The sequence below is a fragment of the Ralstonia sp. RRA genome (genome assembly GCF_037023145.1).
Taxonomy (GTDB): domain Bacteria; phylum Pseudomonadota; class Gammaproteobacteria; order Burkholderiales; family Burkholderiaceae; genus Ralstonia.
In genome coordinates, this window is record NZ_CP146091.1 from 1,188,901 (window position 1) to 1,204,072 (window position 15,172).

The 15,172-nt window shown below is 62.8% G+C and carries 14 protein-coding genes; 6 read left to right on the top strand and 8 right to left on the bottom strand.

Annotated features, from left to right (window positions below; genetic code table 11):
- Nucleotides 1-157: 157 nt before the first annotated feature.
- The 8 genes from V6657_RS05755 to V6657_RS05790 form a co-directional block, all read right to left on the bottom strand.
- Complete coding sequence (locus V6657_RS05755; protein WP_048932762.1) at nt 158-1,369, bottom strand: DUF2863 family protein; 1,212 nt, start codon at nt 1,367-1,369, stop codon at nt 158-160.
- Between the two features lie 83 nt (nt 1,370-1,452).
- The gene (locus V6657_RS05760; RefSeq protein ID WP_048932761.1) at nt 1,453-1,749 is read right to left on the bottom strand and encodes a hypothetical protein; all 297 of its coding nucleotides are present in this window, start codon (nt 1,747-1,749) and stop codon (nt 1,453-1,455) included.
- A gap of 198 nt (nt 1,750-1,947) precedes the next feature.
- Nucleotides 1,948-4,653: an aconitate hydratase AcnA gene (gene acnA, locus V6657_RS05765; RefSeq protein ID WP_048932760.1), complete on the bottom strand. Its 2,706-nt coding sequence runs from the start codon at nt 4,651-4,653 to the stop codon at nt 1,948-1,950.
- Between the two features lie 76 nt (nt 4,654-4,729).
- The gene (locus V6657_RS05770; RefSeq protein WP_048932759.1) at nt 4,730-6,181 is read right to left on the bottom strand and encodes a bifunctional 2-methylcitrate dehydratase/aconitate hydratase; all 1,452 of its coding nucleotides are present in this window, start codon (nt 6,179-6,181) and stop codon (nt 4,730-4,732) included.
- Nucleotides 6,182-6,217: 36 nt separating this feature from the next.
- Complete coding sequence (locus V6657_RS05775) at nt 6,218-6,763, bottom strand: hypothetical protein (RefSeq protein WP_048932758.1); 546 nt, start codon at nt 6,761-6,763, stop codon at nt 6,218-6,220.
- Nucleotides 6,764-7,019: 256 nt separating this feature from the next.
- The gene (gene prpB, locus V6657_RS05780; RefSeq protein ID WP_048932757.1) at nt 7,020-7,916 is read right to left on the bottom strand and encodes a methylisocitrate lyase; all 897 of its coding nucleotides are present in this window, start codon (nt 7,914-7,916) and stop codon (nt 7,020-7,022) included.
- A 12-nt stretch (nt 7,917-7,928) separates the two neighbouring features.
- The gene (locus V6657_RS05785) at nt 7,929-8,909 is read right to left on the bottom strand and encodes a CoA ester lyase (protein WP_048932756.1); all 981 of its coding nucleotides are present in this window, start codon (nt 8,907-8,909) and stop codon (nt 7,929-7,931) included.
- Nucleotides 8,910-9,010: 101 nt separating this feature from the next.
- Nucleotides 9,011-10,000 (bottom strand): malate dehydrogenase, encoded by a 990-nt coding sequence (locus V6657_RS05790; protein WP_021194926.1) that lies wholly within the window; start codon nt 9,998-10,000, stop codon nt 9,011-9,013.
- A 355-nt stretch (nt 10,001-10,355) separates the two neighbouring features.
- Between V6657_RS05790 and V6657_RS05795 the strand changes: the two genes are divergently transcribed.
- The 6 genes from V6657_RS05795 to V6657_RS05820 all read left to right on the top strand — a co-directional run bounded on the left by V6657_RS05795 (nt 10,356) and on the right by V6657_RS05820 (nt 15,056).
- Nucleotides 10,356-11,168 carry a GntR family transcriptional regulator gene (locus V6657_RS05795; protein WP_048932755.1) on the top strand — a complete coding sequence of 271 codons (813 nt, stop codon included), beginning with the start codon at nt 10,356-10,358 and terminating at the stop codon, nt 11,166-11,168.
- 255 nt (nt 11,169-11,423) lie between these two features.
- Complete coding sequence (sdhC, locus tag V6657_RS05800) at nt 11,424-11,834, top strand: succinate dehydrogenase, cytochrome b556 subunit (RefSeq protein WP_048932754.1); 411 nt, start codon at nt 11,424-11,426, stop codon at nt 11,832-11,834.
- 10 nt (nt 11,835-11,844) lie between these two features.
- Complete coding sequence (sdhD, locus tag V6657_RS05805) at nt 11,845-12,210, top strand: succinate dehydrogenase, hydrophobic membrane anchor protein (RefSeq protein WP_048932753.1); 366 nt, start codon at nt 11,845-11,847, stop codon at nt 12,208-12,210.
- Nucleotides 12,211-12,213: 3 nt separating this feature from the next.
- Complete coding sequence (gene sdhA, locus V6657_RS05810; protein WP_048932752.1) at nt 12,214-13,992, top strand: succinate dehydrogenase flavoprotein subunit; 1,779 nt, start codon at nt 12,214-12,216, stop codon at nt 13,990-13,992.
- Between the two features lie 18 nt (nt 13,993-14,010).
- Entirely contained in the window at nt 14,011-14,712 is a 702-nt protein-coding gene (locus V6657_RS05815) for a succinate dehydrogenase iron-sulfur subunit (RefSeq protein ID WP_048932751.1), read from the top strand.
- A 56-nt stretch (nt 14,713-14,768) separates the two neighbouring features.
- Nucleotides 14,769-15,056 (top strand): succinate dehydrogenase assembly factor 2, encoded by a 288-nt coding sequence (locus V6657_RS05820; protein ID WP_048932750.1) that lies wholly within the window; start codon nt 14,769-14,771, stop codon nt 15,054-15,056.
- The last annotated feature ends 116 nt before the right edge of the window (nt 15,057-15,172 follow it).

Genomic DNA, 15,172 nt, shown 5'->3' on the forward strand with positions numbered 1-15,172 from the left:
GATGCCAAGTGGCGAGAGACCGTCATTGTGCCGCAGGCCGCCAAACCGCGTGCGACGCAAACTGACAATCAATATGACCGCGCGTTGTAGGCGATCATGCAGCAATAAAAAAGCCACCCGAAGGTGGCTTTGGAGATCTGCATTGCAGGTCAGTACGTCAGTGGAACAGCGGTTGCTGAGTCGGCGCGTCTTCCGGCATTTCGGCGTGCACGATCTCGGCGGAGCGATCCGCATAGAGCGGGGCGCCGCAGTCTTCGCAGTATTCCGGCTCGAAGAGCTGGCCATGGCGGAAGATGTCTTCGATGCCGCACGCACGCAGCTCGTCGCAGATCTGCTCCAGCGGGCTGCCGGGCTCGCCTTCTGCGGTGACATCCGTGGCGCCGCCATCGCGGCCATAGACAGGCCAGACGATGCCGTAGATGAGGTCTTTCTCGCCGCGCACCGTGAAGGCCACGCGGTATTCCTCGATCTGCTCTTCACCGAACGCACCGATGATGGCCCCGAAGCGGTTGGCCGGTATGTCGAGGGCGCCCTGCAGGTAGTTGACGGCGGCGCGCACGGTGAGCGGGCGGATCTGCTTGTCGGATTCGCGGCAGGACAGGAAGAAAGCATCCGGCAGCAGCAGTTCGAACTCGCAACCGGGCATCAGCGTGGAGATGGTCGGCGTGACCTGCTCGCGCCATTGCTCGAGGCAAGTGGAGCGCTCGGCGTGGTGTTCTTTAGCGTCTTCCTGCCAGCGGAACAGCGGTTGCCCGTGCTGGGCCATGACGATGGCGACCAGGTAGCGCGGATCGGCCAGGATGGGCGCCGTTTCGGGCATGTCGCGCAGGTCCACCTTGGGCTGTTGGCCTGACAGCGCATACGCCGCCAACTTGTGCGTGAGCGCAAAAGTATCGGAGTGCGTGCGCGGGAGCTGGTCGATGCTGTACAGGTACGGCGCGAGCGCCACACGCGCGTTGGAGGCAAACACGTGCGCTTGCAAATGCACCTGCAGCGTCTGCGCCAGTTCCGGCTTGATGGAGCCCGACGGAATCATGTAGCGTGTGTGCGCGAGAATGGGCGCCGCAATCAGCAGCGCATCATATTCGATGCCCCCTGAAGTGAGCACCGCCGATTCGGCCAGTGTCTCGGCCTGTTCGGCCAGCACATCGGAGGCTTCCTCGTTGTGCTTGAGCAAGTGGTCGAGCGCGGCGTCGAGTGCAGTCTGGCTGCCGTTCTTGAGCAGCCGGGAAAGACGTTCGGACAGCCGTTGTTCCCAGTAGACGTCTTCGATGCGACTGCCTGACGCATCAAGCGCCAGCGCATCGGCAACAAGCCGTTCTGCATCGGGGGAAAGACGTTGGGGGGCCTTGGAGCGGAATCCTGCCATGCTGTGCCGTACCGGTCGATTGGAAAGAAGGGGCGTTATTTTACCCTTGGTCGCTTTCGTGTGCCGCTTTGTCAGCGAAAGCGCTAGGGTTTCGCAGCAGGCGCCGAAGCTTCGGCGGCAACGCCACTCGCCGCAGGAGTTGCTGGTGCCAGTGCAGCGGCGGGCTCCGATGCTGCCGGGGCGCTTGCGTGCGTAATTGGCGCGACGCCGGAAGCGACAGGCTCCATTGGCGGAGGTGGCGGGACGGGCGCAGCGGCGGCGGTCGTGGCGTTGGGCGGCAAGGGCGCTGCCGGCGCCTGGGCATCGATCTGCGGCGCCTTGAACAGGATGTAGAACACGGCAGCCGCCACGACGAGTAGGGCGAGAACCACTTTGGCCATGGGTGCGAGGCTCCTGCGGATGGGGCGATTGAAGATGGGCCGGGCGATGGGCGAGCGCTCCGCCACGCGGCCTAATCGGCACACTCTACCAAAGGCTGTGCGTTGGTTGGAGTCTCGTCACGTTGTTTGATTGGGCAGCCATAAAAAAGCCGGCTCCGAAGAGCCGGCTTCCGAACTGCACCAGCGCAGCGACTAGGCTTAGGCAGCCAGCAGCTGACGCAGCACGAACGGCAGGATACCGCCGTGCTTGTAATAGTCGACTTCGATCGGCGTATCGATACGCAGCAGCACTTGTGCACGCGTGGTCTCGCCGTTGGCGCGCTTGATCACCAGGGTGACGTCCTGTTGCGGCTTGATTTCGCCTTCCAGGCCCTCGATGTCGAAGGTCTCGTCGCCCACGATGCCCAGCGACTGCACCGAGTCGTTGCCCTTGAATTGCAACGGCAGCACGCCCATGCCGACCAGGTTCGAGCGGTGGATACGCTCGAAGCTGCGTGCGATCACGGCCTTCACACCCAACAGCTGCGTGCCCTTGGCGGCCCAGTCACGCGAGCTGCCCGTGCCGTACTCTTCGCCGCCAAACACGACCGTCGGCGTGCCTTCGGCGATGTACTTCATGGCCGCGTCGTAGATCGACATTTGCTCGCCGCTCGGCTGGAACAGCGTTTCGCCGCCTTCCACGCGCGAACCATCAGCCTTCGGCGGGATCATCAGGTTCTTGATGCGCACGTTGGCGAACGTGCCGCGCATCATCACCTCATGGTTGCCGCGGCGCGAGCCGTAGCTGTTGAAGTCGGCCTTGAGCACGCCGTTGGCCAGCAGGTACTTGCCTGCCGGCGACGTTTCCTTGATCGAGCCGGCCGGGGAGATGTGGTCGGTCGTCACGGAATCGCCAAACACGCCCAGCGCGCGTGCGCCCGACACCGATGCCGAAGCGGCCGCCGGCGTCATGCCGAAGCCTTCGAAGAACGGCGGCTCGGCGATGTATGTCGACTTCGGCCAGTCGTAGACCTGACCCTTCGTGCCCTTGACGTTGGCCCACAGCTTGGACGGCTTCTTGACCTGCTCGTAGTTCGTGCGGAACGTGTCGGCGTTCATCGCGAACTTCATCAGCTTGGCGATCTCCTCCGAGGTCGGCCAGATGTCGCCCAGATACACGTCCTTGCCCTTCTTGCCTTTGCCGACCGGCTCGGTCATCAGGTCGCGCGTCACGTTGCCGGCAATCGCGTAAGCCACCACCAGCGGCGGCGAGGCCAGGAAGTTGGCGCGGATGTTCGGGTGGATACGCGCTTCGAAGTTACGGTTGCCCGACAGCACGGCGGCAGCCACGATGTCGTTCTTCACGATGGCTTCGTTCAGTTCCGGCGTCAGGTCACCCGCGTTGCCGATACACGTCGTGCAGCCATAGGCCGTCACGCCAAAGCCCAGTTTTTCCAGGTACGGCAGCAGGCCGGCGGCTTCCAGGTACTTCGTCACCACGCGGCTGCCCGGGGCGAGCGAGGTCTTGATGTGCGGGGCGACTTCCAAGCCAGCTTCCACGGCCTTCTTGGCCAGCAGGCCGGCAGCCAGCAACACGCTCGGGTTCGAGGTGTTCGTGCACGAGGTGATGGCCGCGATCAGCACGTCGCCACTCTTCACATCCACGCCGTTGGTCGTCGTGAAGGTCTTGTCGAGGTCGTCGACGTTCTTGTTGAAGCCGTTTTCGGCAACCGGCTTGGCGAACAACGACGAGAACGTCGACTTCACGTTGCCGATTTCGATACGGTCTTGCGGGCGCTTCGGACCGGCCAGCGACGGGGCCACGGTGCTCAGGTCCAGCGTCAGCGTCTTGGTGTAGTCGATCTCGCCAGCCTTCGGGATGCCGAACAGCTTCTGTGCCTTGAAGTAGCCCTCGAACGCGGCGATTTCTTCCTTCGTGCGGCCTGTGCCCTTGAAGTAGTCGATGGTTTTTTCGTCCACCGGGAAGAAGCCCATCGTGGCGCCGTATTCCGGCGCCATGTTGCCGATGGTCGCGCGGTCCGGCAGCGACAGGCTGGCCGTGCCTTCGCCGAAGAATTCGACGAACTTGCCGACGACCTTCTCCTTGCGCAGCATTTCCGTGATGGTGAGCACCAGGTCGGTGGCCGTGCAGCCTTCGCGCAGGCGGCCCTTCAGCTCCACGCCCACCACGTCCGGCGTCAGGAAGTACACCGGCTGGCCCAGCATGCCGGCTTCGGCTTCGATGCCGCCCACGCCCCAGCCCACCACGCCGATCCCGTTGATCATGGTGGTGTGGCTGTCGGTGCCGACCAGCGTATCCGGGTAGTACACGCCGTCCTTCTTATGGACGCCGCGTGCCAGGTATTCCAGGTTGACCTGGTGGACGATGCCGAAGCCCGGCTGCACCACGCCAAACGTGTCGAATGCCTGCATGCCCCACTTCATGAACTGGTAGCGCTCGTTGTTGCGCGAGAACTCCAGTTGCATGTTCAGGTCCAGCGCCTTCTTCTCGCGGAAGTGGTCCACCTGCACCGAGTGGTCCACCACCAGGTCGACCGGCACCAGCGGCTCGATCTTCTTGGGGTTCTTGCCCATGCGCTCGGCCACGTTGCGCATGGCGGCCAAGTCGGCCAGCAGCGGCACGCCGGTAAAGTCCTGCAGCACCACGCGGGCGACCACGAACGGGATCTCGTCAACGCGCTCGGCGTTCGGCTTCCAGTTGGCCAGTTGCTCGACGTGCTCTTCGGTCACCTTCTTGCCGTCGCAGTTGCGCAGCACGGATTCCAGCACGATCCGGATCGACACCGGCAGGCGCTCGATCGCCACGCCCAGTTCCTTGCCCAGTTGCGGCAGGGAATGGAACTTGCCGGTCTGGCCGCCGTTGATCTTGAATTCCTTGAGTGTTTTTTTCAGGTTGTGGGGCATGGCATGACTCCAGGCTTAAGGATGCGCGGGGCACCAGAGCGCCCCTTGCGGATACATCAGATCGACCAACTCCAAATTAAATCACGTACAAATCGACATACGCATTGACCGGCATCGCTTCCAGCGTCTTCTGGTCCAGCGATACCGCCAGGATCGCGTCCTGCTGCCTGGCCGGAAAACGGCGGGCCAGGTTGGTCCTGAACTTCTCCACCAGCAGCGGCATGCCTTCCTTGCGCCGCCGCTTGTGGCCGATGGGGTATTCCACCACGACTTCCTTGAGCGTTTTGCCATCCTTGAACCGGATGGTGATCGCATTGGCGATCGAACGCTTCTCGGGGTCGTGGTAATCCTTGGTGAACTGCTTGTCTTCCACGCACGCGATCTTCTTACGCAACGCATCGATGCGCGGGTCGCGGGCGACGGTGTCTTCGTAGTCTTCCGCCGTCAGTCGGCCGAAGATGAGGGGCACAGCGACCATGTACTGGATGCAGTGGTCGCGGTCCGCCGGGTTGTTCAGCGGGCCTTGCTTGTCGATGATGCGCAGCGCCGCTTCGTGCGTGCGGATCGTGATCTGTTCGATGTCGTCGACGGCCTTGCCGGCCTTGGCAATGGCCCTGTGCAGTGTCATGGCCGCTTCCGCAGCGGTCTGCGCATGGAATTCGGCCGGAAAGCTGATCTTGAACAGTACGTTTTCCATCACGTACGTGCCGTATTTGCGCTGGAACTTGAACGGCTGGCCCTTGAAGGACACATCGTAGAAGCCCCAACCCTTGGCAGTGAGGGCAGAGGGATAACCCATTTCGCCCGTTTTGGCCATCAGCGCCAGGCGCACGCCGCGGCTGGTCGCATCGCCTGCCGCCCATGATTTGCGGCTGCCGGTATTCGGCGCGTGGCGGTAGGTGCGCAGCGCCTGGCCATCGACCCACGCCAGCGACACGGCGTTGATGATTTCGTCACGCGATAGCCCGAGCAATTGCCCGACCACCGCGGTGGTGGCCACCTTGACCAGCACGACGTGGTCCAGCCCCACCTTGTTGAATGCATTTTCGAGCGCGATGCAGCCCTGGATCTCGTGGGCGCGGATCATCGCGGTCAGTACGTCTTTCATCACCAGCGGCTTCTTGCCGTTGGCGAGGTTCGTGCGGGACAACCAATCCGCCACGGCCAGGATGCCGCCGAGGTTGTCCGACGGATGGCCCCATTCGGCAGCCAGCCACGTGTCGTTGAAATCCAGCCAGCGGATCATGGCGCCGATGTTGAAGGCGGCCTGTACCGGATCCAGCTGGAATTGTGTGCCCGGGACCTTCGCGCCGTTGGGCACGATGGTTCCCGGCACGATGGGCCCCAGGAGCTTGGTGCACGCCGGATACGACAGCGCCTCCAGCCCGCAGCCCAAGGTGTCCAGCAGGCAATGGCGGGCCGTTTCATAGGCCGTCTTGCTGGTGAGCTTGGACTCGGTCACGTAGTCAACGATGTCGACGATGACCGTGTCAGGTTTCGGGCGGATGTTCGCAACCGGTGCGGACATGAGGGGGCTCCTGCGGGCCGCTCGCGTTGATTCGCGTTACTGCTTGGCCGGCTGGGCGGCGTCCGGCGCGGGGGCCGGTGCCGGAGCGGCGTTGTCTTGCAGCATCAGCGGCAGGCCGGCCGGAGCGCGCAGGGCGCCGGCTTGCGTCGGCGCCGGTGCGCCAGCGGCCATTTCGGCGGTCTGGCACTCGTCGGCCAGGCGGTGGCCTTCGTTGCGGTCAAACAGCATGGCCTTGGCCGGGATGACCACCAGGTCGAAGCCGGTTTTCTGGTCGAAGTAGCGGTCGGCGCCGGTGCGGGTCAGCTGGCGCGGCAGGTCGTAGTTCTTGCCCTTCCAGTGCAGCTTGATGATCTGATCGCGCGTCATGTCGCCGGCGACGTAGAACTCGTTGCCGAGTTCGCACTTCCATTGCACGCCGTCCGGCTTGGCTGCGGCAACGGGGGCCGCCTTCTTGGTGGTCTTCTTCTTGGCCGGGGCCTTCTTGGCAGCCGGCTTGGCGGGCGTGGTGGTCTGGGCGGCTGCGTATTGCGACGCGGCCAGCGAAAGAACGCCGGCGCAGGCGCCCACGATGAACTTGTTCATAAAGTTTCCTTCGGTAGGACAGGATGGGGGAGGCGACTGCCGCAGTCTGGGATTGCCACGGCATTTCGCGCACCGGCCGGTATTTTGACCGATTTGCACGCCGTGCCCAACGTTCTGTTACATGGCGACGCAACCCTTCGCCCAAACGGGGGGTGTTGGCCACGTACAGCCAGGGTCCGGGCGACGTTCCTCTTGCCTTTCTTGCCCTGGCCGCTCTCCTTGTCGATGTGTGGTGATGGACATGAGCAAACGTCGCTCAGCTGCGGTTCTGGGCGAACAGCGCGTCCAGCTTGGCTTCGTACTCGTGGTAACCAATGCTGTCGTACAGTTCCATGCGCGTCTGCATGGTGTCGACCACGTTCTTCTGCGTGCCGTCGCGGCGAATGGCAGCGTAGACGTTCTCCGCCGCCTTGTTCATCGCGCGGAATGCCGACAGCTGATACAGGATCATCGATACGCCCACCGAGGCCAGTTCGTCGCGCGTAAACAGCGGCGTCTGGCCAAATTCAGTGATGTTGGCAAGCACCGGTACCTTCACGGCGTCGACGAACCTGCGGTACATCGACAGATCGGTCATCGCCTCGGGAAAGATCGCGTCCGCGCCGGCTTCCACGCAGGCCACGGCGCGTTCGAGCGCCCGCTCAAAACCTTCGACGGCCAGTGCGTCCGTGCGGGCCATGATGACGAAGCTGGCGTCGGTGCGCGCGTCAACGGCGGCCTTGATGCGGTCGACCATCTCGTCCTTGGAGACGATCTCCTTGTTGGGGCGATGGCCGCAGCGCTTGGCGCCGACCTGGTCTTCGATATGCATGGCTGCGGCGCCAAACTTGATCAGCGACTTGGTCGTGCGCGCCACGTTGAACGCGGAGGCACCGAAGCCCGTGTCGACGTCCACCAGCAGCGGCACATCGCACACATCGGTGATGCGGCGCACGTCAGTCAGGACGTCGTCCAGGCCCGAGATGCCGAGGTCCGGCAGGCCCAGCGAGCCCGCTGCCACGCCGCCGCCCGACAGATAGATCGCACGGTAGCCGGCACGTTTGGCCAGCAGCGCGTGGTTCGCGTTGATCGTGCCGACAATTTGCAGCGGCGATTCTTCGACCAACGCCTGGCGGAAGCGGGCGCCTGCACTGCCTGGGGTGTTGTCGGTCATGGCAATCTCCTTTTACTCGAAGAAGCGCTTGGCGGCTTCAGGCGGCATGTCGACGCCGGTGGTGTGCGCACGTTGCAGCACAGCCCACCAGTAGCGGTAGCTTGCGCGGTCGTGCAGGCGGCCGTCGTGCTGGATCGGGCCCCATGACGCATCCTGCGCTGCCGCAAGAATGGCGGCCGCCTGTGTCACTTCTTCGTGCGACGGGCGGAACGCGGAAACGATTGGCGTGATCTGGTCCGGGTGGATGCTCCATTTGCGCAGGTAGCCGAATTCGTTTCGGGCGCGCGTTGCGTCGGTGCCAGCGCGGTCCGGATGCTTGATGTCGGTGCTGACGTTGTGCGACGGGACCTTGCCGTGGGCGTGGCACGCGGCGGAAATGTCGGTCAGCGCACGGCGGATCAGCGGATGCTCGAACTGCTCCGGAGAACCCATCGCCGCACCCGGAATCGCACCGTTGTGCGCGGAGACGAAATCCATCAGCCCGAAACTCAGGCATTCCACCTGCACCAGCGATGCAATGTCGAACACCTGCGCCAGCGCCCCATGCGTTTCGATCAGCACGTGGATCGGCAGGTGTCGCGCGATGCCGGCTGCACGCGCGGCCTGATTGACGCGATCGGTCACGCGGGCCACCTCCACCACGTCGCGCACCTTGGGCACGGTCACATAGGCGAGGCGGCTGCCGGCCTGGCTGATGAGGATGTCGACATCCTGCGTCCACGCATCGTGGTTCGGGTCGTGGATGCGGACGCCGACGCGGTTGAAGTGGTTGTCGTCGCTATTGATGAGCGCAGCGGCCAGTTCGGCATGGGCGCGTTCCTGGCCGACGGCGGCGCCGTCTTCGCAGTCAAACGTGATATCGAAGACGGGGCCAAGGGTTTGTTGCAGGGCGAGCGACTTGCGCATGAGTTTCTCTGCGCCTGCATAGTGATCGCAGACCGGCAATTGGGCCGGGGCGTCGTCGTCCTGGAACAAAACCTCGGTGGGGTGCACTGCGTCGTATCGGGTTTGTGGCGTGCGTGACGCCTTGTTGGTGTAAAAAAACCGGAGGGTTCGTTGCCGATCCACTCCGGTTTTTCGTCAGATCATGCGTTTCAGCCCAGCAGGTGCTGCACGCCAGCGCGCTCGCCTTCCAATTCGTCGAGCGTGATCTTGATCTTGCCTTGGCTGTACTCGTCGATCTCCAGACCCTTGACCACTTCGTACTTGCCGTTGGCGGTCGTGACCGGGAAGCCGAACATCACGTCTTGCGGGATGCCGTAATCGCCGTTGGACGGGATGCCCATCGTGACGATCTTGCCGTTCGAACCCAGCAGCCAATCGCGTACGTGGTCGATGGCAGCGCCAGCAGCCGAAGCAGCCGACGACAGACCGCGCGCTTCGATGATGGCGGCGCCGCGCTTGCCGACGGTCGGCAGGAACACGTCGTTGTTCCACACCGGATCATTGATCATGTCCTTGACGCTCTTGCCGTCGATCGTGGCGTAACGGTAGTCGGCGTACATCGTCGGGCTGTGGTTGCCCCACACGAACAGCTTCTCGATGCTCGACACCGGCTTGCCGGTCTTGGCGGCGATCTGCGACAGGGCACGGTTGTGGTCCAGGCGCAGCATGGCGGTGAAGTTCTCGCGCGGCAGGTCCGGCGCCGACTTCATGGCGATGTAGGCGTTGGTGTTGGCCGGGTTGCCGACCACCAGCACCTTGACGTTGCGCGAGGCAACGGCGTTCAGTGCCTTGCCCTGCGCCGTGAAGATCTGGGCATTGGCCGACAGCAGGTCAGCGCGCTCCATGCCCGGGCCGCGGGGGCGGGCGCCCACCAGCAGGGCCACGTCCACGTCCTTGAACGCGGTCATCGGATCGGAGTGGGCTTCCATGCCAGCCAGCAACGGGAAGGCGCAGTCGTCGAGCTCCATCATCACGCCCTTGAGCGCCTTCTGGGCCTTCTCATCGGGAATTTCCAGCAGTTGCAGGATGACGGGCTGATCCTTGCCCAGCATTTCGCCCGAGGCGATACGGAACAGCAGGGCGTAACCGATCTGACCAGCGGCGCCGGTCACTGCGACGCGCATGGGTGCTTTTGCCATGAGAACTCTCCAAATGGGTGTGAAAAGCGGATCGCACTGCGCGCGGCGGGGCATCCTGGCGGGATGTCGGTGCAGCCTCGCAGGCATTGCCGGCAACGGTCGGCGCCTCGTGGGCGGTCGGCTCGGATTGGGCAAGAGCCTCGCAGTTTACTGCGTCCGCATGACGAAGTGGAAACACCCTTGCGATGGATCTTGAAGCCTGCCGACGCAAGTGCGAAGCCCGTCGTCCGGAACAGGCGCGAGTGTAGGGCTGGCCTCGTTTGAAAGTCAATTGATCTTCTGTCTTATATAAGACATAAGACATTCTATAAACGGGCTGGACGCGTTTGAGGCTTTTGTGGTGAAATCGCCAGTTATGTCGAGTACATCCAGCCCTCAATCCGCCGTCGTGCCGCCGTCCAATGGCGGTGAGGCGGGCGCACAGCCCGCGTCTGCGGGTGCTGGGGGCGGGTCACCCACGTTCAGCCCGCTGTATCAGCAAATCAAGACGCTGATCCTGCAGAGCCTGCAAGCCGGCGAATGGAAACCGGGCGAAATGATCCCCAGCGAAATGGAATTGGCCGCCCGCTACAAGGTGAGCCAGGGCACCGTACGCAAGGCGATCGACGAACTGGCTGCCGAAAACCTGGTGGCACGCCGTCAGGGCAAGGGCACGTTCGTCACCACACATTACGAAGAGGGTGTGCAGTTCCGCTTCCTGCGATTGATGCCGGAGCAGGGTGAGCAGCACTACCCGAGCAGTCGCGTGCTGGAGTGCAAGCGCATGCGCGCCCCCGCCGAGATTGCCCGTCTGCTCGATCTCAAGGCTGGTGACAGCGTTGTGCAGATCCGCCGCGTGCTGTTCTTCTCCGGCGAGCCGACGGTGTTTGAAGAGATCTGGCTACCGGGCGCAAGTTTCAAAGGGTTGACGGCTGAAAAGCTGACCGAGTGGAAGGGCCCAATGTACGCGTTCTTCGAGACGGAATTCGGTGTACGCATGTTGCGTGCCACCGAGCGCATCCGCGCTGTGGCGGCGGACGCGGCTACGGGAGCGCTGCTGTCGGTGCAGGCTGGATCGCCGTTGCTGTCGGTGGAGCGCGTGTCGCATACGTTCGGCGACAAGCCGGTGGAGCTGCGCCGTGGCCTGTACGTCACGACGCGGCACTACTACCAGAACGAGTTGAATTGATGACGCGCCGCCAGCCTGCTATGCGGGGTGGCGGCGTCTTGATTTGTGCGACGTGCAACAGCGTATTGCGCGTCACGAAGAGGATGTAGAACAGATAATTGCCCGCGCATGACGCCACTGGCAGGCGAGGGCAGGAAGCACAAAAGTGGAGCGCGCCGAGTGGAATTATTGGTGCGCTGCGCAACAAAAGCGCGATAGAATCGTGCGGATTTGTGCAAAGCAGTTTTGTTAGTTGATTAGCCAATGGGGTCTGACATGGCAGAAGCCGTCAAGAAAGCCAGACCGGAATTCAGGAACATCGGTTTGGGCGATCTCGCCCGCTACCGTTTGCCCTGGGCCGGTAAGGTGTCCATCCTGCATCGTGCCAGCGGTGCACTGATGTTCCTTCTTCTTCCGTTCGTGCTGTACTTGCTCGAGCAAAGTCTCACGTCGGAGATCAGTTTCGCCAAGTTCACGGCGCTTCTGTCCGGTGGTTTCGCCAAGGTTGTCGTGCTTGCACTGATCTGGGCTTACCTGCACCACTTCTGCGCCGGCATCCGTTATCTCCTCCTCGATCTGCATGTCGGTATCGACAAGGCCACCTCGGCCAAGTCGGCTGTGAGCGTGCTGATCGTCAGCCTGCTGCTGACCGTTGTGTTCGGCGCCAAGCTGTTCGGCCTGTTCTGAGGAGCTCCTGATGGCAAATAACAATATCGGTCCCAAGCGCCTCGTCGTTGGCGCGCACTACGGCCTGAAGGATTTCCTCGCGCAACGCGTCACCGCTGTGGTCATGGCGGTTTACACCGTTGTGTTGCTGGCCGCGTTCCTGCTCTCGAAAGACACGTCGTATCAAAGCTGGGCTGGCCTGTTCGCCAACCAGTGGATGAAGCTGCTGACGTTCGTAGCCTTCCTGTCGCTCACGTATCACGCCTGGATTGGCGTGCGTGACATCTGGATGGACTACGTGAAACCCGTGGCAGTGCGTTTGACGCTGCAAGTGTTGACGATTCTGTGGCTCGTCGGTTGTGCGGGCTACGCAGCTCAGATTCTCTGGAGGGTTTAAGTCATGGTCGCAGTCAAGACGGGTCTGCCGCGTCGCAAGTTCGACGTCGTGATCGTCGGTGCAGGCGGTGCGGGCATGCGCGCATCGCTTCAACTCGCAGAAGCCGGCCTCTCAGTGGCCGTGCTCTCGAAGGTTTTCCCCACCCGCTCGCACACCGTTGCGGCGCAGGGTGGTATCGGTGCTTCGCTGGGCAACATGAGCGAAGACAACTGGCACTATCACTTCTACGACACCATCAAGGGTTCCGACTGGCTCGGCGACCAGGATGCGATCGAGTTCATGTGCCGCCAGGCGCCGAACGTGGTCTATGAACTGGAACACTTCGGCATGCCGTTCGACCGCAACGCGGATGGCACCATCTACCAGCGTCCGTTTGGCGGTCACACGTCGAACTACGGCGAGAAGCCGGTGCAACGTGCGTGCGCCGCTGCTGACCGTACCGGCCACGCGCTGCTGCACACGCTGTACCAGCGCAACGTGCGCGCCAAGACCCACTTCTTCGTCGAATGGATGGCGCTGGATCTGATCCGCGACCAGGACGGCGACGTGCTGGGCGTGACCGCGCTGGAAATGGAAACCGGCGAGGTCTACATCCTCGAAGCCAAGACGACGCTGTTCGCCACGGGCGGTGCCGGCCGTATTTACGCAGCTTCCACCAACGCCTTCATCAACACCGGTGACGGCCTGGGTATGGCCGCGCGCGCAGGCGTGCCGCTGGAAGACATGGAATTCTGGCAGTTCCACCCGACCGGCGTGGCCGGCGCGGGCGTGCTGATCACGGAAGGCGTGCGCGGCGAAGGCGGCATCCTGCGTAACAAGGATGGCGAGCGCTTCATGGAGCGTTACGCTCCGACGCTGAAGGATCTGGCACCGCGTGACTTCGTGTCGCGCTCGATGGACCAGGAAATCAAGGAAGGCCGTGGCTGTGGTCCGAACGGCGACTACGTGCTGCTCGACCTGACCCACGTCGGTGCCGAGACCATCATGAAGCGTCTGCCGTCCATCCGTGAGATCGGCCTGAAGTTCGCCAACGTGGACGCCATCAAGGAACCGATCCCGGTTGTGCCGACCATCCACTACCAGATGGGCGGCATCCCGACCAACTATCACGGTCAGGTCGTGGCGCCGAAGAACGGTAACCCGAATGAAGTCATCAATGGCTTCTACGCGATCGGCGAATGCTCTTGCGTGTCGGTGCACGGCGCCAACCGCCTGGGCACGAACTCGCTGCTGGACCTGGTGGTGTTCGGCCGTTCGGCTGGCAACCACATCGTTGCGCAGAACCTGAAGAACCGCGAGCACAAGCCGCTGCCGGCTGATGCTGCAGACCGTGCGCTGTCGCGCCTGGCCAAGCTGGATTCGTCCAGCTCGGGCGAATACGCACAGGACGTCGCCAACGACATCCGCCGCAACATGCAGTCGCATGCCGGCGTGTTCCGCACGCAAAAGCTCATGGACGAAGGCGTCGAACGCATTCTGGAAGTGGCTGAGCGTGGCGCCAACATCCACCTGAAGGACAAGTCCAAGGTGTTCAACACCGCGCGCGTCGAAGCGCTGGAAGTGGCCAACCTGGTGGAAGTCGCCAAGGCGACGATGGTGTCGGCGGCTGCACGTAAGGAATCGCGCGGCGCACACGCCCACAGCGATTTCCCGAACCGTGACGACGAGAACTGGCTCAAGCACACGCTGTTCTACAGCGAGGGCAACCGCCTGGAATACAAGCCCGTGACGATGAAGCCGTTGACGGTTGAAAGCGTGCCGCCCAAGGCCCGTACGTTCTAACCGGAAGGACCCACAAAAATGAAGCGTATTTTTGAAGTCTATCGCTACGATCCGGACAAGGACGCAGCCCCCCGCATGCAGACCTACGAGGTCGAACTCGACGGTCATGAGCGCATGCTGCTCGACGCGCTGGTCAAGCTGAAGAAGCTCGACGAGTCGATCGCGTTCCGTCGTTCGTGCCGTGAAGGCGTGTGCGGCTCGGACGCCATGAACATCAACGGCAAGAATGGTCTGGCCTGCCTGACCAACATGCGTGAGCTGCCGGAGAAGATCGTGCTGCGTCCGCTGCCGGGCTTGCCCGTAGTGCGCGACCTGATCGTCGACATGACGCACTTCTTCAACCAGTACCACTCGATCAAGCCGTTCCTGATCAACGACGAGCCGCCGCCCGAGAAGGAGCGTCTGCAGTCGCCGGAAGAGCGTGAAGAGCTGGACGGCCTGTACGAGTGCATTCTGTGCGCGAGCTGCTCGACGTCGTGCCCGTCGTTCTGGTGGAACCCGGACAAGTTCGTCGGCCCGGCAGGCCTGCTGCAGGCCTACCGCTTCATCGCCGACAGCCGTGACCAAGCGACCAATGCGCGCCTCGACAACCTCGAGGACCCGTATCGCCTGTTCCGCTGCCACACCATCATGAACTGCGTCGATGTGTGCCCGAAGGGTCTGAACCCGACCAAGGCCATCGGCAAGATCAAGGAATTGATGGTCCGCCGCGCGGTGTAAATCGCAAAGCACCCAGCGTCGCCGGAGCGGTTTTCCGGCGACGCGTTTTTTAGAGCATGACAGCTGTGAATACTCAGACGTTCTCGCACCAGTCCGATCCGCACAAACGCGCGCGTTTGCGCTGGCGTGCCCGACGCGGTTTGCTGGAGAACGATATCATCGTCGAGCGCTTCTTCAACCGCTACGAGACGGAACTGTCGGATGATGACGTTGCCGCACTCTCGCAGTTGTTCGATCTGCCCGACAACGACCTGATGGATCTCCTGCTTGCACGCAAGGAGCCGGAAGGTGATCTCGACGTGCCAGAAGTCAAGCACGTCCTGGTCTTGCTGCGCTCGGTCTGACACCGGCGCGCGAGAGGTTGCCGCAAGACGAATCGATCCAGCTGCCCCCCGGCGCCTCTGCGATCCGTCTAGCGGGAGTCTCCCGTATTCATTTCATAACAGCAGAGAAGGAAACC

Bases quoted from the DNA above. Each gene is read 5' to 3' on its own strand.
- V6657_RS05775 (WP_048932758.1), bottom strand. From the start codon at position 6,763: ATGAACAAGTTCATCGTGGGCGCCTGCGCCGGCGTTCTTTCGCTGGCC.
- V6657_RS05760 (WP_048932761.1), bottom strand. From the start codon at position 1,749: ATGGCCAAAGTGGTTCTCGCCCTACTCGTCGTGGCGGCTGCCGTGTTC.
- sdhA (WP_048932752.1), top strand. From the start codon at position 12,214: ATGGTCGCAGTCAAGACGGGTCTGCCGCGTCGCAAGTTCGACGTCGTG.
- sdhD (WP_048932753.1), top strand. From the start codon at position 11,845: ATGGCAAATAACAATATCGGTCCCAAGCGCCTCGTCGTTGGCGCGCAC.
- V6657_RS05790 (WP_021194926.1), bottom strand. From the start codon at position 10,000: ATGGCAAAAGCACCCATGCGCGTCGCAGTGACCGGCGCCGCTGGTCAG.
- V6657_RS05770 (WP_048932759.1), bottom strand. From the start codon at position 6,181: ATGTCCGCACCGGTTGCGAACATCCGCCCGAAACCTGACACGGTCATC.
- V6657_RS05795 (WP_048932755.1), top strand. From the start codon at position 10,356: ATGTCGAGTACATCCAGCCCTCAATCCGCCGTCGTGCCGCCGTCCAAT.
- V6657_RS05815 (WP_048932751.1), top strand. From the start codon at position 14,011: ATGAAGCGTATTTTTGAAGTCTATCGCTACGATCCGGACAAGGACGCA.
- V6657_RS05755 (WP_048932762.1), bottom strand. From the start codon at position 1,369: ATGGCAGGATTCCGCTCCAAGGCCCCCCAACGTCTTTCCCCCGATGCA.
- prpB (WP_048932757.1), bottom strand. From the start codon at position 7,916: ATGACCGACAACACCCCAGGCAGTGCAGGCGCCCGCTTCCGCCAGGCG.
- sdhC (WP_048932754.1), top strand. From the start codon at position 11,424: ATGGCAGAAGCCGTCAAGAAAGCCAGACCGGAATTCAGGAACATCGGT.
- V6657_RS05820 (WP_048932750.1), top strand. From the start codon at position 14,769: ATGACAGCTGTGAATACTCAGACGTTCTCGCACCAGTCCGATCCGCAC.
- acnA (WP_048932760.1), bottom strand. From the start codon at position 4,653: ATGCCCCACAACCTGAAAAAAACACTCAAGGAATTCAAGATCAACGGC.